We start from the raw sequence: 20,225 nt of genomic DNA, 5'->3' as shown, positions 1-20,225 counted from the left end.
CTGCCTCGGGACGGGGCGCGCCCCCGGCTTCCCGCCGCCTCAGACCACGATGACCCGGCGCCCGCGCGTGTGCCCGGCCTGGCTGTCGATGTGGGCCGCCGCGGCCTCGGCCAGCGTGTACGACTTCTCGACCGGGATGTGGAGCCTCCCCCGCTCGATCAGGCCGACGGCCTCGGCGAGGGCGTCCGGCACGCTCCCGGCCACGCCGGAGAACCGGACGCCGAACTCCGGCGCGCCGAGATCGGCGATGGAGATCACCTTCCGCGGGTCCCCGGTCAGCTCGACGAGTTCGCGGATCACGCCCGAGCCGGCCAGGTCGAGGGCCGCGTCGACGTGCCCGAGCTTGCGCACCCGCTCGACCCAGCCCTCGCCGTACGTCGTGGCGAGTGCCCCCAGATCGCGCAGGTAGTCCTGGTTCGCGGCTCCGGCCGTGCCGATCACCGTGATGCCGCGGTCGCGGGCGATCTGAAGCACCGCCGACCCGACTCCCCCGGACGCGCCGCTGACCAGCAGCGTCTGCCCGGACCGCACACCGGACTCACGGATGAGGCGCAGCGCGGTCTCCACCACGGAGGGGTACCCGGCCGCCTCTTCGAAGCTCAGCCCCTCGGGCATCCGGGCCCAGGCCGAAAGGACGGCGAACTCGGCGTACGTGCTCGCCCCTTCACCGAACACCCGGTCGCCGACCTCGACCCCTTCGACGCCCTCACCGACCTCGTCCACCACGCCCGAGGCGTCCAGGCCGACCCCGGAGGGCAGTTCGGTCGGATGGGCGCCCAGGACCTGCCCTTCACGGACCCGCCAGTCGACGGGGTTCACGCCTGCCGCCCGCACGGCGACACGTATGTGGCCGGGGCCCGCGTGGGGCTCCTCGGCATCGATGAGTTGCAGAACGTCGGGGCCGCCGAACTCGGCGAAGCTCACTCTCTTCATGCGACCGAACGTAACACTAACGGTTATTGTTTCAGAACCGTTAGCTGTTCATCGACGCCTCTGCGCTCACGTGCGGCGCACCGGGGCGTGACAGCACTCGATCTCCCACTGCGCGCGCTGAAGTGACCTGCCTCGCGGCAGGATGCGGGTGGCCGAGGCGACCGTCACGTGGCGGTCGGCGGAGAGGCAGAAGACGACGAAGACGCGTTGGTGGGCGAACTCGACCGTTTCGTAGTAGTACCAGTCGGCGACGACGCGGCGGTCGTCCCGCAGGAAGGGGCGCTGCAGGAACTCCTGCACGTCGGCGGGGAAGTTCCCGAGGATGCCGAGGGTGTCGTCGTCCAGGTCCAGCGGGTGTGTGGAGGGGAGCGGCGGCTGAGCGCCGGGGAGTCGGGGTTGCGCGCCGGGCAGCGGCGGCCGCGGGCGGCTTTCGGGCGGGGTGCGGCGAAGGACGCGGTCGGCGAAGGAGGGGCGGCTCTTGGCGGACGCGCCGCCGAACGTCTGCCGCGTCATCGCGCCGGGCTCCAGTTGCAGCCGTTCGACCAGGTACACCCGCTTGCCGTTCCTGATCACGGAGGTGGCCTGGCACAGCCCGTGCGACCCGAACACGGTGGCCCGGGGACGCCTGTCGTGGTCCAGGCGGGCCCACCACTCGACGACCGTGCCTGCCTTCGCGAGCAGCCTGTCCCGCACGCCCGCCCCCAGCATGTCCCAGCACTGCTGCCGGTCGGGCACCGAGGAGTCCACGGGGAAGCCGCCGGGCTCGTGGATCGGCGGCACGATGTCGAGGGAGTCGTGGGATTCCGTGCGGGGCACCGGCAGAGGGCGTTCGCCCGGCGGTAATCCGGTCGGCGCCGCATCGGCCCGCCGGCGCCCGCGCCCGGCGCGCTCCGGCAGCCGCCCACTCCCCGACCCCTCCGGCAACTGTGCACTCGTCATCCGCTCCCCCTCGCCGACCACGACCACCCTCAGCTCCTACAAGCGGCCATTGTCCTGTCCGTCCGGGTCCTGGTCGACACCCTCACGGAAGGTACGGCGGCCGCATGCCCCGGGACGAGGTACGCACACGAAGTGCCGCCGGCACCACGGTCGGGCCCGGCGTCGGCGGGTGCGTGCCCTCGACCAGGGCGACCAGGCGGTCCACGGCCGCGCGGGCCGTCAGCTCCGGGTTGAGGCTCACCGTGGTGACGGGCGGCGCGGTCTCCGCGTACCCGGGGTCCTCGCTGGCGCACACGAGGAGCAGGTCCTCGGGGACGCGCAGGCCGTGGCGGCGGGCGGCGGCGAGGAGTTGGCGACCGCCCGGGTCGTACGCGGCGTAGACGGCGTCGACGCGTTCGGTGCCGGTGAGCAGCTCGTCGAAGATCCGCCCCTCCGTGTCGGCCGCGTCGAAGCGCACCGCGCGGGCCGGGACACCGCGCTCCGCGCACCACTCCTCGTACGTCGCCGTCACCACGCGCGCGTACGTCTCGGCGCCGCTGCCCGCCTGCAGGGCGATGCGGCGGGCGCCCGCGGCCGTGAGGTGGTCGAGGACCTCGCGGGTGGTGGCGGGGTGGTCGTTGTCGATCCAGTGGTCGTTCGCGCGTACGTCGCCGGGGGCGCCGTCGAAGACGAGCGGGATGCCGCGGGCGCGCAGGGCGCGTGCCATCGGGTCGCCCGGCGGGCTGTCGACGATGAGCATGCCGTCGACGGCGAGGGTGTGCCAGGCGGCGTCGGCGACGCGGTCGGCGGGGAGCGTGGTGAGGGCGTATCCGTGCGCGTGGGCGGCGGCGGTGGCCGCGGTGACGGCACGTGAGAAGTAGGCGATCTCGGTGTAGTTCCAGGGCCCGGGGAAGGTGGTGACGGCGATGCCGAGGGTGCGGGTGCGCGGGCCCGTGCGCGGGGCACCGTAGCCGAGGGCGGTCGCGGTCGCGCGGACGCGGCGCCGGGTCGCCTCGGACAGCCGGCCCGTTCCGTTGAGCGCGTGCGAGACGGTCGCGGTCGACACCTCGGCGGCGCGCGCGATGTCGGCGAGAGTCGGTCCGCTGTCCGGCACGCGGCCATCGTACGGAGGGGGGCGCGGGGTGGGAGGGGGTGTGGGTGCGGGATGTGCGGGGGTGGGTGTGCGACTTCGCGGGAGTGGGCGTGGCGGTTGGGTCTCGCGGAAGTGGGTGCGCGGAATCGGGGACGCGGGCGTGGCCGTGGGCTTCCCGGGGACGGGCGGGTGCTTGGCGGGCGCGGGCGTGGTCGCGGGCTTCGCCGGGAGTAGGCGCGGGGGCACGGACGCCGGCGTGGTCGCGGGACTCGCGGGAGCGGGTGCGCGGGCTCGCGGACACGGGCGTGGTCGCGGGACTCGCCGTGCCGCGCGTGCGGATTTCGTTGTTCGGGGTGGGTTCTGGTTAACGGGTTACTCACGCAGCGTGCGGTCACGACCCAGCCGACGTATGCGCCTTGGAGTGACCATGCCTGTCGAGCCGTCCACACCGCCCGCGCCGAACGCGCACCCTTCGTCTGTCGCGCGGCGCAGCCTGCTCGCCGCCGCCGGTGCCGTCGGCGCCGCCGGACTCGTCGGGACCACCGGCGCCCCCGCCGTCGCCTCGCCCGCGCGCGGGCAGCGCCACAGTGCGGCGCTGGTCGTGCACAACGCGCGGGTGTTCACGGGCGTGCGCGGCGACGGGCCCGCGCGGGCGGTCGCCGTCGGGCGGGACGGGCGGATCCTCGCCGTCGGGTCGGACTCGAAGGTGCGGCGGTTCGCCGGACGGGACACCGACGCCGTCGACGCGCGCGGCGGCAGCCTGCTCAGCGGGATCCACGACGGGCACGCCCACCCGACGGACGCCGCGACACGGTCCCTCAGGCCGTCGCTCGACAGCGCCGAGCAGACCGTGGAGGAGCTGCAGAAGACCCTCACCGGGTTCCTCAAGGACAGCTCCGGCGAGGGCGGCGGCGAGCCCGACGGGTGGCTCGTCGTGGAGGACTGGAACCCCGTAGGACTGCTGCCGCGAGGCACCGCCCCGCACCACTCCATGCTCGACGCCCTGCCCACCCGCCGCCCCATCGCCCTGCGCGGCGGCGACGGCCACAACATGTGGGTCAACCAGCGCGCCCTGGACATCGCGAAGATCACCGCGACGACGCCGGACCCCGTCGGCGGAAAAATCGTGAAGGGGGCGGACGGCAAGCCGACCGGCGTGCTCAAGGACGACGCGCAACCCCTGGTGTCCCGGCACATCCCCGAGCCCGGCGAGGCCGAGCTCGTCGCCGCGGCGGCCAAGGTGTTCGCCGAGGCGGCGGCATCGGGGATCACCACGTTCATGGAAGCGGTGGTGGGCGAGGACGAGCTGGCGCTGTACCGGGCGCTCGCCGCGGCGGGCAAGCTGCCCCAGCGGATCGTGCCCGCGCTCCGCCTCACCTCCGAGCAGGCCAAGGACCCGCGCGCCTCGGTCGCGTACGCGAAGAAGCTGCGCGACGACTTCGACGGCGTACGCGGACTCCGGTTCGGGACCGTCAAGGTCTTCCTCGACGGCGTCATCGAATATCCGGCGCAGACCGCCGCACTCCTCACGCCATATCTGGACAAAGACGGCAAGCCCACCGATCACCGGGGCGACCTGTATGTGTCGGCACCGGACTTCGGGCGGCTCACCGCCGCCTTCAACGCCGAGGGCTGGCAGCTGCACGCGCACGCCATCGGCGACCGCGCCGTGCGCACCGCCCTCGACGGCTACGCGTACGCGCTGCGCCACACCGACCGCCGTGACGTCCGCAACACCATCGCGCACCTCGAACTCGTCGACCCCGCCGATCTGCGCCGCTTCGCCGAACTCGGCGTCACCGCCTGTATGCAGCTGCAATGGGCGACGCGGAACGTCTGGACGATGGACTCGCTGCTCCCCCACCTCGGAGCCGCCCGGCACCGGTGGCTGTACCCGGCGCGCAGCCTTCAGTCGCACGGCGCACGTCTCTCCGGTGGCTCCGACTGGCCCGTCGACCCGCTCCAGGTGTGGAACCAGGTGCGCACCGCCGTCGACCGGCGCGGCACGGACGCCGACGGAGAGGGCGACCTCTACCGCGCCAAGGAAGGCATCAGCCGCACGTCGTCCCTGCTCATGCACACCCTCGGCACGGCGCGCCAGCTCCGTATGGCGCACCTCACCGGGACCGTCGAGCGCGGCAAGCAGGCGGATCTCGTGCTGCTCGACCGCGATGTGACGCGGTGTCCGGTGGCCGAGATCAGCGGCGCCGAAGTGCGCCTCACGCTCCGCGGAGGCACAGTGGTGCACGACGGCGAGTCGTCGTCGGGGCGCGCGGCCGCCGCCCGGGTGACGCGGGCGGCGGGTCGGCCCCGCGCGACGTGCGGGTGCGGCTGACCTGCGGTTCGGGTGCGGGTGACCCATGGGTGCGGCCGGTCCCCGGCGGGGTCCGGCCCAACTCCCGGGCGGGAGGCGGCTCCCGTCGGCTCGCGCGGAGCCTCGTGCGCCGCTCGGAACCGGTCACTCCACCAATGGCCTACCCCGACGCGCACTTCATCTCATATCTGAGATAGCCTGCGTCGCATGGCAGACGACTACCTCGTACGCATCGGCAAGCTCATCCGTGACGCCCGGCAGCACCGTGGCTGGACTCAGTCGCAGCTGGCCGAGGCGCTCAACACCAGCCAGAGCGCCGTCAATCGCATCGAGCGCGGCAACCAGAACATCAGCCTTGAGATGATCGCCCGCATCGGCGAGGCGCTCGACAGCGAGATCGTCTCGCTCGGCTACGCGGGTCCGATGCATCTGCGAGTGGTCGGCGGGCGCCGGCTCTCCGGCTCCATCGACGTGAAGACGAGCAAGAACGCGTGCGTGGCGCTGCTCTGCGCGTCCCTGCTCAACAAGGGCCGCACGGTGCTGCGCCGCGTCGCCCGCATCGAGGAGGTCTACCGCCTCCTCGAGGTCCTCAACTCCATCGGTGTGCGCACGCGTTGGATCAACGACGGCGTCGACCTGGAGATCGTGCCGCCCGCGAAGCTCGACATGGACGCCATCGACGCGGACGCGGCCCGCCGCACCCGCTCGATCATCATGTTCCTGGGCCCGCTGCTGCACCGCATGGACCACTTCAAGCTGCCGTACGCCGGCGGCTGCGACCTCGGCACCCGCACGATCGAGCCACACATGATCGCGCTGCGCCGCTTCGGCCTGGACATCGCCGCCACCGAGGGGCTTTACCACGCGGAGGTCGCCCGCGACGTCACGCCCGACCGCCCGATCGTCCTGACCGAGCGCGGCGACACGGTGACGGAGAACGCGCTGCTCGCCGCCGCCCGCAGCGCCGGCACGACCGTCATCCGCAACGCCTCGTCCAACTACATGGTCCAGGACCTGTGCTTCTTCCTGGAGGCGCTCGGCGTCAAGGTCGAGGGCATCGGCACGACGACGCTGACCGTGCACGGCGTGCCGACCATCGACGTGGACGTGGACTACTCGCCGTCGGAGGACCCGGTCGAGGCGATGAGCCTGCTGGCCGCCGCCGTCGTCACGGAGTCCGAACTGACAGTGAAGCGGGTGCCGATCGAGTTCCTGGAGATCGAGCTCGCGGTCCTGGAGGAGATGGGCCTCGACCACGACCGGTCGCCGGAGTACGCGGCGGACAACGGCCGTACGCGCCTCATCGACCTCACGGTGCGCCCCTCCAAGCTGGAGGCGCCCATCGACAAGATCCACCCGATGCCGTTCCCCGGCCTCAACATCGACAACGTCCCGTTCTTCGCGGCCATCGCCGCGTCCGCCCAGGGCAAGACCCTCATCCACGACTGGGTCTACGACAACCGCGCCATCTACCTCACGGACCTCAACCGCCTCGGCGGCCGGCTCCAGCTCCTGGACCCGCACCGCGTCCTGGTCGAGGGCCCGACTCGCTGGCGCGCCGCCGAGATGATGTGCCCGCCCGCGCTGCGGCCCGCCGTGGTGGTGCTGCTCGCGATGATGGCGGCGGAGGGCACGTCCGTGCTGCGCAATGTGTACGTGATCAACCGTGGGTACGAGGACCTGGCGGAGCGGCTGAACTCGGTCGGCGCGCAGATCGAGACGTTCCGGGACATCTGAGGCAAGTGGGCCGGTAGTTGCCGGCCTGTGCTGGAGTCCGGGCGGGTCCCGGTGTGAAGGTGTGCCCCATGCCTTCTGCCGCCGTGACCCGCCCGTTCGCCGTCTGCGCCGCGCTCGCCCTGCTCGCGGGGTGCGGCGGCTCGGGTGACTCCGGCGGCGACGGGTCCGGCAAGTCCGGCCGGGACGCGTCCGCTTCGCGGGCCCCGGACGTCGTACCGACCGAGAGCCGCCCGCCCGCGCCCGGCCGCGGCTCCGGCGACCCGGACGACATCAACGGCGACGGCCACCGCGACCTGCTGATGGAGGTGTCGGGGCCCGATCCCGGAAGCCGCGGCGGCGGGGCGTCCCACGTCGCCGTTGTCTTCGGCACCAAGCGCGGCCCCGACCCGACGGTCCGCAGCGTGTACTCCTCGCGCGAACTCGGGCTGCCCGCCGTCGAGCCCCCGGGGACCGGGGCGGTGCTCCCCGAGACGACCGCCGACCTGGACGACGACGGCTTCCCGGACTTCATCGGCGTCGGTGGCGAGGAGGTCCCCGAAGAGGAGCGCGGCCCCACCGGCTCGGCGCAGCGCCGGGTCGAGTACGTGACGTGGGGCGGCCCGAACGGACCCCGGCGCAACGCGGCGGCGACCCGGCTCCGACTGCCCGCGCAGGACGCGGCGGAGGGCTACGAGGAGACGGTGCGCGGCGACTTCGACGGCGACGGGCGCCACGACCTCGCGGGGCTGCGGGCGGACGGCGCGGCCGTGGTGCTGCTGTTCGGCCCGTTCACGCGCGAGGGCGCGGCGGCGCGCACGGAGCGACGCACCTTGGCCCAGGCGGGCCCGACCTCGTACGGCAGTCTCCACGCCGACGAACTGCCCACCACCGGCAAGCCCCGCCCCACCGGCGTGTTCGTGCACTACGGCAACGACGGCGAGCAGTCCGCGGGCGAGTACTTCGCCGCCCGCCCCGGCGGCGGCCTCGCCGCCACGAGCCGTACCGTGCGCAAGGGGAACGGTCACGCGTTCGGCGACTTCGACGGGGACGGCACCCGTGACCTCGCCGTCGGCGACGACGGCGGCCGCAACGACGAACCCGGCGCCTCGAAGGAGTCGGCCGACGTCCACGGCAGCTATGCCGTCTACCCGGGCGGCGACGGCGCCGTACGCACCTACCTGCCGCCCGAGGGCGCCCGCGAGGGCTCGTACACGGCCGTCGACCCCGACGGCGACGGCCGCGACGCGCTCCTGCGCGGCGATCCGCGGACCCCGGCCCTCATCGAGGGCGACCGGCGGATCGGGGAACTGGTCCGCAGGCCGCCTGCCCGCGTCGACGGCACGCGCATCCCCGCGACCAACGGCTCGAAGCAGGTGCACGCCGCCGCCGACTTCGACGGGGACGGCAAGGACGAGGTGGTCCTGTCCTGGACGTCGACGAGGCTGTACGGCGCCTACGGCGCGACGCCGACGCACTGGTGGGTCACGGACGGCGTGAGCGCGACGGACGACGCGGCCTTCTCCTCGCGGAAGTTCGCACGGCGGGGGTGAGTCCTCGCGGGGGCGCCCCAGTCCCACCCCTTCCCGTAACCAGGGGGCTCCGCCCCCTGGACCCCCTATCGGCCTGGACGGCCTCGTCCTCAAACGCCGGACGGGCTAGTTGGGGCGTCCCCTCGGACAAGGTCTACGGCAGCACCGCAAAGCCGTCCAGCTCGACCATGCACTCGTCGTCCCACAGGCGTACCGCGCCGATCACTGCCATCGCCGGGTAGTCGCGGCCCGCCAACCTCTTCCAGATGCGGCCCAGTTCGGGGGCCTGGGCGCGGTAGTCGGCGACGTCGGTGGCGTAGACCGTGACGCGGGCGAGGTCGGCGGGGGTGCCGCCGGCGGCGCGGAGGGCGGTGAGGAGGTTGGTCAGGGCCTTTTCGAACTGCTCGGGGAGGGTGGTGGCGGTGACCTTGCCTTCGGTGTCGAGGGCCGTCTGGCCTGCGAGGAAGACGAGGCGGCTGCCGGTGGCCACCACGGCGTGAGAGAAGCCGGTGGGCGGGGAGAGGTCGGCGGGGTTGAGGCGTTCGAGGCTCATGCGGACGGGGTCTCCTTTCCGTACAACTCCTTGGCGATGACGGCCCGTTGGACCTCGCTCGCCCCTTCGTAGATGCGCGGCGCCCGCACCTCGCGGTACAGGTGCTCCAGGAGGTGGCCGCGGCGGAGCGCGCGGGCGCCGTGCAGTTGGACGGCGGTGTCGACGACGAACTGGGCGGTCTCCGTGGCGAACAGCTTCGCCATGGCGGCGCGGCCCGCGATGTCCGGCTCGTCGCGGTCGTACGCAGCGGCGGCCGCGTACACGAGCAGGCGAGCCGCCTCCGTGCGCGTCGCCATCTCCGCCACCTGGTGGGACACCGCCTGCAAGTCCTTCAGTTTGCCGCCGAACGCGTCCCGGTCCGCGGTGTGCGCGAGGGTCGCGTCCAGGGCCGCCTGGGCCATGCCGACGGCGAAGGCGCCGACGCTGGGGCGGAAGCGGTTCAGGGTCGTCATGGCGACGCGGAAGCCGTGGTTCACGTCGCCGAGCACGTCGGCGGTCGAGACGCGTACGCCGTCGAAGGCGAGGGTGCCGATGGGGTGCGGGGACAGCATGTCGAGCGGGGCGCCGGTCAGGCCCGGGCGGTCGGCGGGGACCAGGAAGGCGGTCACGCCGCGGGCGCCCGCGTCCGGGGACGTACGGGCGAACACGGTGTAGAAGTCGGCCTCGGGCGCGTTCGAGATCCAGGACTTCTCGCCGGTGAGGCGCCAGCCGCCGGACCCGTCGGGCTCCGCGCGCAGGGCGAGGGCGGCGGCGTCCGAGCCCGCGCCGGGCTCGGAGAGGGCGAAGGCGGCGATCGCGCGGCCCGCGCGCGTGGGCGGCAGCCAGTGCTCGCGCTGCTCCAGGGAGCCGTACGCGTGCACCGGGTGGGCGCCGAGCCCCTGGAGGGCGAGCGCGGTCTCGGCCTCCGTGCACACACGGGCGAGGGACTCGCGCATCAGGCACAGGTCGAGGGCGCCGGAGGTGAACAGGCCCTCCAGGAGGCCGAGTTCACCCAGGGCCTCGGTCAGGGGGCGGTTGACGCGCCCCGGTTCCTTCTTATCCGCATATGTCTCCGCGTGTGCCTCCGCATGCGCCTCTGCGAGTGGCCGCAATCGCTCCTCGGCCAGCTCCCGCAGCCGGTCACACCGGGCGGTTTGTTCCGGATTGAGCGAGAATGCGGTCATCCCGAGCTTCTCCCCTCGCACGCGGTTTCCTCGCGTTTATCGCGCACCGTTGACTGTCGTCACCATCACGATACGCTCGTCTGGCTGGCTCATCACTACGCCCGACCGGCAAGGGGGCGAAGAACCATGGAGCTCACAGGTCACGTCGACACCTTCGCGCGCGACCACCTCCCGCCCCGCGAGGAGTGGCCCGCGCTGGTGCGGGACCGGCCCGAGCTGCACTATCCGGACCGCCTGAACTGCGGCACCGAACTGCTCGACAAGTCGGCGCGGCGGTACGGCGCGGACCGTCCGGCGTTCCGCGCGGGCGACGGCACGGTCTGGACGTACGGAGAACTCCGGAGCCATGTCGACCGGATCGCGCACGTCCTGACCGACGAGCTGGGCGTGCTGCCCGGCAACCGGGTGCTGCTGCGCGGCGTCACCTCGCCGTGGCTCGCGGCCTGCTGGCTCGCGGTGATGAAGGCGGGCGCGGTCGCGGTGACCGTCCTGGCCCAGCAGCGCACCCAGGAGCTGGCCACGATCTGCGACATCGCGCAGGTCTCGCACGCGCTGTGCGACGCCCGCGCGGTCGACGACCTGACGAAGGCCGGAGTGCCGGGCCTGCGCGTGACGACGTACGGCGGCGAGGGCCCCGACGACCTGCTCGCCCGCGCGGCGGCCCGCCCCCAGGCGGCGTACGAGGCCGTCGACACGGCCGCCGACGACGTCGCCCTGATCGCCTTCACCTCCGGCACGACCGGCCGCCCGAAGGGCTGCATGCACTTCCACCGGGACGTGCTCGCCATCGCCGACACCTTCGCCCGCCACGTCCTCAAGGCCCGCCCCGACGACGTGTTCGCGGGCAGTCCCCCGCTGGGCTTCACGTTCGGCCTCGGCGGCCTGGTGATCTTCCCGCTGCGGGTCGGGGCGTCGTCCGTACTCCTCGAACAGGCGGGCCCGAAGCAGTTGCTGCCCGCGATCGCGGAGCACGGGGTGAGCGTGCTGTTCACGGCGCCGACGGCGTATCGGGCGATGCTGGACGCGTTGGCCGAGCCGCCGGAGAAGTCCACGCCCACGCCTTCGTACGAGATTTCCTCCCTCCGTCGCTGTGTCTCCGCGGGCGAGAACCTGCCCGCCGCGACCTGGCAGGCGTGGCACGAACGCACAGGGCTTCGCATCATCAACGGCATCGGGGCGACGGAACTCCTGCACATCTTCATCTCCGCCGCCGACGACGCGATCCGCCCCGGCACGACGGGGGTGGCCGTGCCCGGCTGGCACGCGCGCGTGGTCGACGATGCGGGCGCGCCCGTGCCGGACGGCGAGCCGGGGCTGCTCGCGGTGCGCGGCCCGGTCGGGTGCCGGTATCTGGCCGATCCGCGGCAGCGGGAGTACGTGCGCCACGGCTGGAACGTCACAGGTGACACGTACGTCCGGGACGCGGACGGCTACTTCCGGTACGTCGCCCGCGCGGACGACATGATCATTTCCGCCGGGTTCAACATCGCGGGCCCGGAGGTCGAGGAGGCGCTGCTGCGCCACCCGGACGTGGTGGAGACGGCGGTCGTGGGCCGCCCGGACGAGCGGCGCGGGCAGGTCGTCGTGGCGTACGTGGTGCTGCGCGCGGGCGCGGTGGCGGACGCGGAGCGGCTGCGCGAGTTCGTGAAGGCGGAGCTGGTGCCGTACAAGTGCCCGCGCGAGGTGGTGTTCCTGGAGGTGCTGCCGAGGACGGCGACGGGGAAGCTCCAGCGGTTCCGGCTGCGGGAGCCGGGGCCGGCGGCCGAGGCCTAGAGTGATCACGTGTCAGAGCAGCACACGCAGCACACCCCCAGGTCCCTGATCGTCACGTTCTACGGTGCGTACGGACGGGCGGCGCCCGGCCCTGTCGCGGTGGCCGAACTGGTGCGGCTCCTCGCGCCGGTGGGCGTGGACGCGCCGTCCGTGCGGTCGTCCGTGTCGCGGTTGAAGCGGCGGGGGTTGCTGGTGCCGGATCGTACGGCTTCCGGGGCCGCGGGGTACGCCCTCTCCCCCGACGCGCGCCAGCTTCTGGAGGACGGCGACCGCCGGATCTACTGGCCGTGGGCCTCGCGCCGCGAAGGTTCTGGCGGCGGCGCCGGGTGGGTCCTCGCCGTCTTCTCCGTCCCGGAGGCCGAGCGCAGCAAGCGCCATGTGCTGCGCTCACGCCTCGCGGGCCTCGGCTTCGGTACGGCGGCGCCCGGCGTCTGGATCGCCCCGGCCCACCTCTACGAGGAGACCCGGCACACCCTCGCCCGCCTCCATCTCACCTCCTACGTCGACCTGTTCCGCGGCGAACACCTCGGCTTCACGCCGACCGCCGAGGCGGTGTCCCGCTGGTGGGACCTGGCCTCCCTCGCCAAGCAGCACGAGGCCTTCCTCGACCGCCACGAGCCCGTCCTCCGCGCCTGGCAGTCCCGCCCCGACACCCCCGCCCCCGACGCCTACCACGACTACCTCCTCGCCCTCGACTCCTGGCGCCACCTCCCCTACGCCGACCCCGGCCTGCCCTCGGCGCTCCTGCCGGAGGGGTGGCCCGGGGGGCGGGCGGCGGAGGTGTTCCGGGGGCTGGACGAGAGGTTGCGGGAGGCGGGGCGGGGGTTCGTGTCGACCGCCGGTCCGCTGCGCTGAGCCTTCCCGAACCGGGGGCTCCGCCCCCGGACCCCCGTATCGGCCTGAACGGCCTCGTCCTCAATCGCCGGACGGGCTAGAAGGGTGCCGGGGCGGGCTGGAAAGCTGCGGCCAGATCTCAGCCCTTCCGTGCTCGCATGGGAGGGATCACCTCCTGACACGAACGGTGGTAGTGGATTTGCCCGCTGTGCAGGGATGCGGCAGCGTCGGAAGCTGCTCAGTCAGCGGAGCATCCCACGCCTGGATGGGGACCCACGTGAACGAACTCAACGTCAGCGAAAATGCGTTCGACTCTATGTTCAATAAGCGCATCTCTGCGCGCCGCAAAACGCGGAAGCAGACTTTCGGAACCGTGCTCAGCATCGATGTTCGCCCGCCCGCCAAGGCGAAGGGCGATTCGCAACGACTTGCGCAGATCAAGTTCCCAGACGGGTCCAAGGCGACCGCCTACATTCCCAGCGGCGTGAAGGGTGTCACGGAAGGCGCGCCCGTCCTGATTCGCGCCAGCCGCACCAACAGCCGTCCGGAAGTTGACCAGCGAGTAGTCAAACCCTTGAATGGTCCATCCACGGCACGGCAGAAGCATTCGAAGAATGCCAAGTACCGCAAGTCCTACAAGGCGGTCGCGAATATGGCCGCGCGGACCGGCTATCGCGGCTCGCGGAGCGCCCAAGCGGTTACCCGAGAGAGCGCGACCCGGAGAACAGTCAAATAGGTAAAAGTCCCAGAGGCGCCCGGATGGAGTCGCGAGCGGCCGCACGTGGTCCACGTCCACCGCATTCGCGGGGAAGTCGCCCAAGCACCAGTCACACCAAGCGTGCCCGCGTTCCTGTATCCGTCTGCGGAGCCGCGCCGTTGAGCTGCCCAAACACAAGCGAGGGCGGTTCCGGGGGCAGGCGACCGACAGTCCCGGCAGGGCCTCCGACCTCAACCCCCCAACGACAGCCTCGGCTTCGCCGTGTCCGTGCGGCCCGTTTGGGGGCGGCGGCTGCCCGCGCGGTACTGGAGGGGCCAGACCACGCCCGGCCCGGCGTAGTCCTGTTCGGCCGCCGCGTGGAGGGTCCAGTGGGGGTCGTACAGGTGCGGGCGGGCCAGGGCGCAGAGGTCGGTGCGGCCTGCCAGGAGGAGGGAGTTGACGTCGTCCCAGGAGGAGATGGCTCCGACGGCGATGACGGGGACGGAGGTTTCGTTGCGGATGCGGTCGGCGAAGGGGGTTTGGTAGGAGCGGCCGTAGGCGGGGCGTTCGTCGGCGACGACCTGGCCGGTGGAGACGTCGATGGCGTCGGCGCCGTGCGCGGCGAAGGCGCGGGCCACGGCGACGGCGTCCGCGGCGGTGGTGCCCCCGTCGGCCCAGTCGGTGGCGGAGATCCGGACGGTCATGGGACGGGAGTCGGGCCACACGTCCCGTACGGCGTCGAAGACTTCCAGGGGGAAGCGGAGGCGGGCTTCGAGGGAGCCGCCGTAGGCGTCCGTGCGGTGGTTGGTCAGGGGGGAGAGGAAGCTGGAGAGCAGGTAGCCGTGGGCGCAGTGGAGTTCGAGGAGGTCGAAGCCGGCGGCGGCCGCGCGGCGGGCCGCGGTCACGAACTCCTCTCGGACGGCGGCCAGGCCGGCGGTGTCCAGGGCGTGCGGGACCTGGCTCGCGGGGGTGTACGGGAGCGGGGACGGTGCGGCCAGGGGCCAGTTGCCCGCGTCCAAGGGCTCGTCCATGCCGTCCCACATGAGTTTCGTGGAGCCCTTGCGGCCCGAGTGGCCGAGCTGCACGCCGATCGCCGTGCCGGGCGCCTGGGCGTGGGCGAAGTCCACGACCCGCTTCCAGGCGGCCGCCTGCTCGTCCGTGTAGAGGCCGGCGCAGCCCGGCGTGATGCGGCCGCGCTCGCTCACGCACACCATCTCGGTCATCACCAGGCCCGCCCCGCCGAGCGCCCGCGCGCCCAGGTGGACCAGGTGGAAGTCGCCGGGCACGCCGTCCACGGCGGAGTACATGTCCATGGGGGACACGACGACGCGGTTGCGCAGTTCGAGGTCGCCGAGGCGGAAGGGGGTGAACATCGGAGGTGTACCGGGGGCGCAGCCGAAGTCCCGCTCCACGGACTGCGTGAAGTGCGCGTCGCGCAGCCGCAGGTTGTCGTGTGTGACGCGGCGGCTGCGGGTGAGGAGGTTGAACGCGAACTGCCGGGGCGGCTGGCCCAGGTACAGCGGGAGCTCCTCGAACCACTGCAGGCTGGCGCGGGCGGCGCGCTGCGTGGACTCCACGACGGGGCGGCGCTCGGTCTCGTACGCGGCGAGGGCGGCGGGGATGTCCGGCTGCTCCTGGAGGTTCGCGGCGAGCGCGAGGGCGTCCTCGACGGCGAGCTTGGTGCCGGAGCCGATGGAGAAGTGCGCGGTGTGGGCGGCGTCGCCGAGCAGGACGGTGTTGCCGTGCGACCAGTGCTTGTTGACTACGGTGCGGAAGGTGAGCCAGGAGGAGTTGTTGCCGTGCAGGGGGCGGCCGCCCAGCGCGTCCGCGAAGAGTTTGGCGCAGCGCTCCACGGATTCGGACGCGTCCGCGTCCTCGAATCCGGCCGCCCGCCACACCTCTTCGCGCATCTCGACGATGACGGTGGACGCGCCAGGGCTCGTGTCGGTGGCCGCCTGGTACGGGTAGCCGTGCAGCTGCATCACGCCGTGCTCGGTCTCGGCGATCTCGAAGCGGAACGCGTCGAAGGCGAAGTCGGCGGCGAGCCAGATGTAGCGGCAGCGGTGGGTGGTGAGGGTGGGCCGGAAGACGTCGGCGCGCGCCTCGCGGGTGAGGCTGTGCACGCCGTCCGCGGCGATCACCAGGTCGTACGCCGTGGCCAGTTCGGCGGCGGGCGGCGCCTCCGTACGGAAGCGGAGGTCGACGCCGAGGCCGCGGCAGCGCTCGTGCAGGACGGCGAGGAGGCGCTTGCGGCTGAGGGCGGCGAAGCCGTGGCCGCCGGAGGTGTGCCGGGTGCCGCGGTGCACGATGTCGATGTCGTCCCAGCGGACGAACTCCGCCTGCAGCGCCGCGTACACGGCCGGGTCGGCGTGCTCGATGCCGCCGAGGGTCTCGTCGGAGAGGACCACGCCGAAGCCGAAGGTGTCGTCGGGGGCGTTGCGCTCCCAGACGGTGACCTCACGGTCCGGGTCCAGACGCTTGAGCAGCGCGGCGGCGTACAGACCACCGGGGCCGCCGCCGACGACGGCGATCCGGTGGGCGGCACCGGCCGGGGAAACGGGAGCGGCCACCGGCGCGGCGTCCCCCGGCTGTGCCCCTGCCACCGTCACCGCCCCCGCCACTTCGGCGACCGCTTGGCCGTGAACGCAGCGTGGAACTCCGCGTAGTCCTCGCCGTTCATCAGCAGCGCCTGCGTCGCCGCGTCCATCTCGACGGCGGCCGCGAGCGGCATGTCCAGCTCGGCGGTGAGCAGGGCCTTGGTCTGGGCGTACGCGAGGGCCGGGCCCTCGGCCAGGCGGCGGGCCAGGGCGGCGGCGGTCTCCTGCGCCTTGCCCTCGTCCGTCAACTCGCTGATCAGGCCGATCCGTTCGGCCTCGGGCGCGCGCACCGGCTCGCCGAGCATCAGCAGCCGTGTGGCGTGGCCGAGCCCGACGACGCGCGGCAGCAGATACGCGGCGCCCATGTCACCGCCCGACAGCCCCACCTTCGTGAACAGGAACGCGAACCGCGCCGACGGGTCCGCGATCCGGAAGTCCGCGGCGAGCGCGAGCACCGCGCCCGCGCCCGCGGCGACCCCGTGCACCGCGGCCACCACCGGGAACGGGCATTCGCGCAGGGCCCGCACCACCTGGCCCGTCATGCGGTTGAAGTCGAGGAGCTGCGCCGTGTCCATGGCGAGCGTGGCCCCGATGATCTCGTCGACGTCGCCGCCGGAGCAGAAGCCGCGCCCCTCGCCGCCGAGCACGAGCGCCCGCACGGACCGCTCCCGGGACAGCTCGGCGAGCAGGTCGCGCAGGTCGGCGTAGGCGCCGAAGGTGAGCGCGTTCAGCTTCTCGGGGCGGGCCAGCGTGACGGTGGCGACGCCGTCGTCGACGCTGACGCGCAGGTGCTGCCACTCGGGCGTGCGGGCGGTGGAGCCGGTGAAGGGACTCATGACGGGCGGCCTCCTCGGTCGGGGGCGGCGGGGCCTCGCGGGGGCGCGGGCGCGGACCGTGCGGCGGTGCGGGGAGCGCGCCGGCCTCCGTCAGTGTCAGCCTGCGTCAGCGCCCGGCGCCTGTCGGCGTCCGGCCTCCCTCGGCGTGCGTCCGCTTCCGTCGGCTCAGCCCCGCTCCTCTTCGAAGCTATCACCCATCCATGACCGTCGTCACGAGTACGCGATACGCCTACGTCACCAGGGCTACTCGGTCGTACACTCCAGTGGCATACGTCCCGTAATTTCCCAGCATGGGTCGCCAAACCGGCCGACGGTGGGCTCTGTCGTCACTCCGCTTAGGATTCGTACGGTTGAAAGCAGGACCGCACAGGGACCACCTGCTCGGACCCCCTGCACCTCGAAGGACCCGCCTTGGCCGACGCCCACTCCCCCGCTTCGTGGCGCATCGCGCTGCCGCACACCGTGGCAGCCGTGCCGATCGCGCGTGCCCTGGTCCGCACGGCGCTCACCGACATCGGGTCCACCGCGGACACCGACACCGCGGAGCTGCTGACGGCGGAGCTGGTGGCCAACGCCGTGGAGCACACGGCGGGGCACGACCCGATAGAGCTGGTCATCGAGCTGCTGCCGACGCTCTGCCAGGTCGAGGTGCGTGATTCGAGCCCCGTGCCGCCGTTCGACCTGACCGACCCGGCGGCGGACGACGAGCCCGACCCCTGGCAGGAGCACGGGCGCGGCCTGCTCCTCATCCGCACCCTCAGCTCGTCATGCGGCCACCGCCCCACCGAGTCCGGCAAGGCGGTCTGGTTCACGCTGTCGGCGCCGGCCGAGCGCTGACGGCCACACCTTCGCTCAGGCGAGGGTCGCCACCAGGACGGCCTTGATCGTGTGCATCCGGTTCTCCGCCTCGTCGAAGACGACGGAGTGCGCCGACTCGAAGACCTCGTCGGTGACCTCCAGGGAGGTCAGCCCGTGCCGCTCGCACACCTCGCGGCCGACCTTCGTGCCCAGGTCGTGGAAGGCGGGCAGGCAGTGCAGGAACTTCACGTCGGCGTTGCCGGTGGCGCGCAGGACGTCCATCGTGACCGCGTACGGAGCGAGGGCCGTGACGCGCTCGTCCCAGACCTCGGCGGGCTCCCCCATCGACACCCAGACGTCGGTGGCGACGAAGTCGGCGCCCGCGACGCCCTCGGCGACGTCCTCGGTGAGCGTGATCCGCGCCCCGCTGGCCTCGGCGAGCGCCCGCGCGCGGGCCACGACCGCGTCGGCGGGCCAGTACGCGCGGGGCGCCACGATGCGTACGTCCATGCCGAGCAGCGCGCCGGTGACGAGGTAGGAGTTGCCCATGTTGAGGCGGGCGTCGCCGAGGTAGGCGTACGCGATGCGCTCAAGCGGCTCGGCGCAGTGCTCGGTCATCGTGAGGATGTCGGCGAGCATCTGCGTGGGGTGCCAGTCGTCGGTCAGGCCGTTGTAGACGGGCACGCCCGCGTGGGCGGCGAGGGCCTCGACGGTCTCCTGCGCGTCCCCGCGGAACTGGATCGCGTCGAACATCCGGCCGAGGACGCGGGCGGTGTCCTTCGCGGACTCCTTCTTGCCGATGTGCGAGCCGGAGGGGTCGATGTACGTCGTGGCGGCGCCCTGGTCGGCGGCGGCCACCTCGAAGGAGCAGCGGGTGCGGGTCGACGCCTTCTCGAAGATCAGCGCGATGTTCCTGCCGGTCAGGTGCCGGACCTCGGTCCCGGCCCGCTTGGCCGCCTTCAGGTCGGCGGCCAGGGCGAGCAGACCGCGGAACTCGTCGGCGGTGAAGTCCAGCTCCTTGAGGAAGTGGCGGCCGGTGAGGTCGGTCGTGGGTGTCGCCATGGGGCGCTCCTGGGGTACGAATGCGTCGAGGCGGGGCAGGGAACCCTTGAAAGTCTATACGACCTTTCACATTTGTATGCAGGCCCCCTGTGCCCCCGCTTCTCGGCGACTCGGCGCGCCCCGCTTCGGCGCCCGCGCGCCGCACCGCGCCGCCGCCCCTACCCGACCGGCTCCCGCTCCACCGGACAGCTCATGCAGCGCGGGCCGCCCCGGCCCCGGCCCAGCTCACTGCCCGGGATCTCTATCACCTCGATGCCCTGCTTCCGCAGATACGTGTTGGTGGTCGCGTTCCGCTCGTACGCCACGACCACGCCCGGCTCGACCGCGAGCACGTTGCAGCCGTCGTCCCACTGCTCGCGCTCGGCCGCGTGCACGTCCTGGGTGGCCGTGAGGACGCGGATGCCGCCGAGGCCGAGGGCGGCGGCGATGGCGCGGTGCATGTGCTCCGGCGGGTGGTCGGTGACCTTCAACTCGCGCTCGTCGACGCCCGGTTCGATGGTGTACGAGCGCAGCATGCCGAGCCCGGCGTACTGCGTGAACGTGTCGCCGTCGACCATCGTCATGACCGTGTCCAGGTGCATGAAGGCGCGGCGCTTGGGCATGTCGAGCGCCACGATCGTGGTCGCGGACCCGGCGGCGAACAGCTTGTGCGCGAGCATCTCGACGGCCTGCGGCTTGGTGCGCTCGCTCATGCCGATGAGCACGGCGCCGTTGCCGATGACCAGGACGTCGCCGCCCTCGATGGTGGACGGGTAGTCCGACTGGCCCTGCGACCAGAGGTGGAAGCCCTGGTTGTGGAAGAGCGGATGGTGCTGGTAGATCGCCTCGAAGTGGACGGTCTCGCGCTGCCGGGCCGGCCAGCGCATCGCGTTGATGGACACGCCGTCGTAGACCCAGGCGGACGTGTCGCGCGTGAAGAGGTGGTTGGGCAGCGGGCCGAGCAGGAAGTCGTCCATGTCCATGCAGTGGAAGCGCACGGACGTCGGCTCCGGGTGCCGCGCCAGGTACTCCCGCTTCGTCATGCCGCCGATCAGCGTCTCCGCGAGCTCCGCCGACGGCAGGTTCTCGAAGGACGCGCGCAGGTGGTCGGTGGCGAGCGGGCCGTACTCCTTCTCGTCGAAGACGCGGTCCAGGACAAGGAGGCGGGCCGCCGGCACGTCGAGCGCCTCGGTGAGCAGATCACCGAAGAGGTGGACGGTGACGCCCCGGTCGCGCAGCACGTCGGCGAAGCCGTCGTGCTCCTGTCTCGCCCGCCGCACCCACAGGACGTCGTCGAAGAGCAACGACTCCTTATTGGTGGGCGTGAGCCTTTTCAGCTCCAGATCGGGGCGGTGCAGGATGACGCGGCGCAGCCGCCCGGCCTCGGAGTCGACATGGAATCCCATGTCTCCATCCTCACCCCAGGAAGG

General features: G+C 72.6%; 16 protein-coding genes. 7 read left to right on the top strand and 9 right to left on the bottom strand.

The window, feature by feature from the left end:
* Positions 1-39: 39 nt before the first annotated feature.
* The 3 genes from IEY91_RS07035 to IEY91_RS07025 all read right to left on the bottom strand — a co-directional run bounded on the left by IEY91_RS07035 (position 40) and on the right by IEY91_RS07025 (position 2,965).
* Complete coding sequence (locus IEY91_RS07035; RefSeq protein ID WP_189173257.1) at positions 40-933, bottom strand: NADP-dependent oxidoreductase; 894 nt, start codon at positions 931-933, stop codon at positions 40-42.
* Between the two features lie 66 nt (positions 934-999).
* A complete protein-coding gene (locus IEY91_RS07030; protein ID WP_189173256.1) occupies positions 1,000-1,749 on the bottom strand; it encodes a hypothetical protein in 750 nt (249 codons plus the stop codon).
* A gap of 205 nt (positions 1,750-1,954) precedes the next feature.
* A complete protein-coding gene (locus IEY91_RS07025) occupies positions 1,955-2,965 on the bottom strand; it encodes a LacI family DNA-binding transcriptional regulator (RefSeq protein WP_189173255.1) in 1,011 nt (336 codons plus the stop codon).
* 406 nt (positions 2,966-3,371) lie between these two features.
* Here IEY91_RS07025 and IEY91_RS07020 point away from each other — a divergent pair, with 406 nt between their 5' ends.
* The 3 genes from IEY91_RS07020 to IEY91_RS07010 all read left to right on the top strand — a co-directional run bounded on the left by IEY91_RS07020 (position 3,372) and on the right by IEY91_RS07010 (position 8,524).
* On the top strand, positions 3,372-5,279 hold the full coding sequence (locus IEY91_RS07020) for an amidohydrolase (RefSeq protein ID WP_229696761.1): 1,908 nt from the start codon (positions 3,372-3,374) through the stop codon (positions 5,277-5,279).
* Positions 5,280-5,465: 186 nt separating this feature from the next.
* On the top strand, positions 5,466-6,995 hold the full coding sequence (locus tag IEY91_RS07015) for a helix-turn-helix domain-containing protein (RefSeq protein WP_164319486.1): 1,530 nt from the start codon (positions 5,466-5,468) through the stop codon (positions 6,993-6,995).
* Between the two features lie 68 nt (positions 6,996-7,063).
* Positions 7,064-8,524: a hypothetical protein gene (locus tag IEY91_RS07010; protein WP_189173254.1), complete on the top strand. Its 1,461-nt coding sequence runs from the start codon at positions 7,064-7,066 to the stop codon at positions 8,522-8,524.
* A 133-nt stretch (positions 8,525-8,657) separates the two neighbouring features.
* On the opposite strand, the gene IEY91_RS07005 is transcribed toward IEY91_RS07010, so the two are convergent.
* Both IEY91_RS07005 and IEY91_RS07000 read right to left on the bottom strand, forming a co-directional pair.
* A complete protein-coding gene (locus IEY91_RS07005; RefSeq protein WP_189173253.1) occupies positions 8,658-9,056 on the bottom strand; it encodes a RidA family protein in 399 nt (132 codons plus the stop codon).
* Positions 9,053-10,219 (bottom strand): acyl-CoA dehydrogenase family protein, encoded by a 1,167-nt coding sequence (locus IEY91_RS07000; protein WP_189173252.1) that lies wholly within the window; start codon positions 10,217-10,219, stop codon positions 9,053-9,055. Before IEY91_RS07000 ends, IEY91_RS07005 begins: the two co-directional genes overlap by 4 nt.
* 126 nt (positions 10,220-10,345) lie before the next feature.
* Between IEY91_RS07000 and IEY91_RS06995 the strand changes: the two genes are divergently transcribed.
* The 3 genes from IEY91_RS06995 (at position 10,346) to IEY91_RS06985 (ending at position 13,562) form a co-directional block, all read left to right on the top strand.
* Positions 10,346-11,992 carry an AMP-binding protein gene (locus tag IEY91_RS06995; RefSeq protein ID WP_189173251.1) on the top strand — a complete coding sequence of 549 codons (1,647 nt, stop codon included), beginning with the start codon at positions 10,346-10,348 and terminating at the stop codon, positions 11,990-11,992.
* A gap of 9 nt (positions 11,993-12,001) precedes the next feature.
* On the top strand, positions 12,002-12,847 hold the full coding sequence (locus tag IEY91_RS06990) for a PaaX family transcriptional regulator (RefSeq protein WP_189173250.1): 846 nt from the start codon (positions 12,002-12,004) through the stop codon (positions 12,845-12,847).
* Positions 12,848-13,103: 256 nt separating this feature from the next.
* The gene (locus IEY91_RS06985; RefSeq protein WP_164319517.1) at positions 13,104-13,562 is read left to right on the top strand and encodes a hypothetical protein; all 459 of its coding nucleotides are present in this window, start codon (positions 13,104-13,106) and stop codon (positions 13,560-13,562) included.
* Between the two features lie 212 nt (positions 13,563-13,774).
* On the opposite strand, the gene IEY91_RS06980 is transcribed toward IEY91_RS06985, so the two are convergent.
* Together IEY91_RS06980 and IEY91_RS06975 are read right to left on the bottom strand one after the other, a co-directional pair.
* Positions 13,775-16,093 (bottom strand): bifunctional salicylyl-CoA 5-hydroxylase/oxidoreductase, encoded by a 2,319-nt coding sequence (locus IEY91_RS06980; protein ID WP_189173471.1) that lies wholly within the window; start codon positions 16,091-16,093, stop codon positions 13,775-13,777.
* Between the two features lie 35 nt (positions 16,094-16,128).
* Positions 16,129-16,956 (bottom strand): enoyl-CoA hydratase family protein, encoded by an 828-nt coding sequence (locus IEY91_RS06975; protein ID WP_164319520.1) that lies wholly within the window; start codon positions 16,954-16,956, stop codon positions 16,129-16,131.
* A 411-nt stretch (positions 16,957-17,367) separates the two neighbouring features.
* Here IEY91_RS06975 and IEY91_RS06970 point away from each other — a divergent pair, with 411 nt between their 5' ends.
* The gene (locus tag IEY91_RS06970) at positions 17,368-17,793 is read left to right on the top strand and encodes an ATP-binding protein (RefSeq protein WP_164319523.1); all 426 of its coding nucleotides are present in this window, start codon (positions 17,368-17,370) and stop codon (positions 17,791-17,793) included.
* 15 nt (positions 17,794-17,808) lie between these two features.
* On the opposite strand, the gene argF is transcribed toward IEY91_RS06970, so the two are convergent.
* Together argF and IEY91_RS06960 are read right to left on the bottom strand one after the other, a co-directional pair.
* A complete protein-coding gene (gene argF / locus IEY91_RS06965) occupies positions 17,809-18,816 on the bottom strand; it encodes an ornithine carbamoyltransferase (protein WP_189173249.1) in 1,008 nt (335 codons plus the stop codon).
* Positions 18,817-18,974: 158 nt separating this feature from the next.
* Positions 18,975-20,201 carry an arginine deiminase gene (locus IEY91_RS06960; protein WP_164319527.1) on the bottom strand — a complete coding sequence of 409 codons (1,227 nt, stop codon included), beginning with the start codon at positions 20,199-20,201 and terminating at the stop codon, positions 18,975-18,977.
* Positions 20,202-20,225 lie beyond the last annotated feature (24 nt).

The sequence above is a fragment of the Streptomyces lasiicapitis genome (assembly GCF_014646335.1).
Lineage (GTDB): Bacteria > Actinomycetota > Actinomycetes > Streptomycetales > Streptomycetaceae > Streptomyces > Streptomyces lasiicapitis.
Note: the sequence above shows the minus strand (reverse complement) of the source record. Positions and strands in the feature narration are given on the sequence as shown.

Coding starts and splice junctions, on each gene's coding strand:
- IEY91_RS07035 (WP_189173257.1), bottom strand. CDS start 933: ATGAAGAGAGTGAGCTTCGCCGAGTTCGGCGGCCCCGACGTTCTGCAA.
- IEY91_RS07020 (WP_229696761.1), top strand. CDS start 3,372: ATGCCTGTCGAGCCGTCCACACCGCCCGCGCCGAACGCGCACCCTTCG.
- IEY91_RS07015 (WP_164319486.1), top strand. CDS start 5,466: ATGGCAGACGACTACCTCGTACGCATCGGCAAGCTCATCCGTGACGCC.
- IEY91_RS07010 (WP_189173254.1), top strand. CDS start 7,064: ATGCCTTCTGCCGCCGTGACCCGCCCGTTCGCCGTCTGCGCCGCGCTC.
- IEY91_RS07005 (WP_189173253.1), bottom strand. CDS start 9,056: ATGAGCCTCGAACGCCTCAACCCCGCCGACCTCTCCCCGCCCACCGGC.
- IEY91_RS07000 (WP_189173252.1), bottom strand. CDS start 10,219: ATGACCGCATTCTCGCTCAATCCGGAACAAACCGCCCGGTGTGACCGG.
- IEY91_RS06995 (WP_189173251.1), top strand. CDS start 10,346: ATGGAGCTCACAGGTCACGTCGACACCTTCGCGCGCGACCACCTCCCG.
- IEY91_RS06975 (WP_164319520.1), bottom strand. CDS start 16,956: ATGAGTCCCTTCACCGGCTCCACCGCCCGCACGCCCGAGTGGCAGCAC.
- argF (WP_189173249.1), bottom strand. CDS start 18,816: ATGGCGACACCCACGACCGACCTCACCGGCCGCCACTTCCTCAAGGAG.
- IEY91_RS06960 (WP_164319527.1), bottom strand. CDS start 20,201: ATGGGATTCCATGTCGACTCCGAGGCCGGGCGGCTGCGCCGCGTCATC.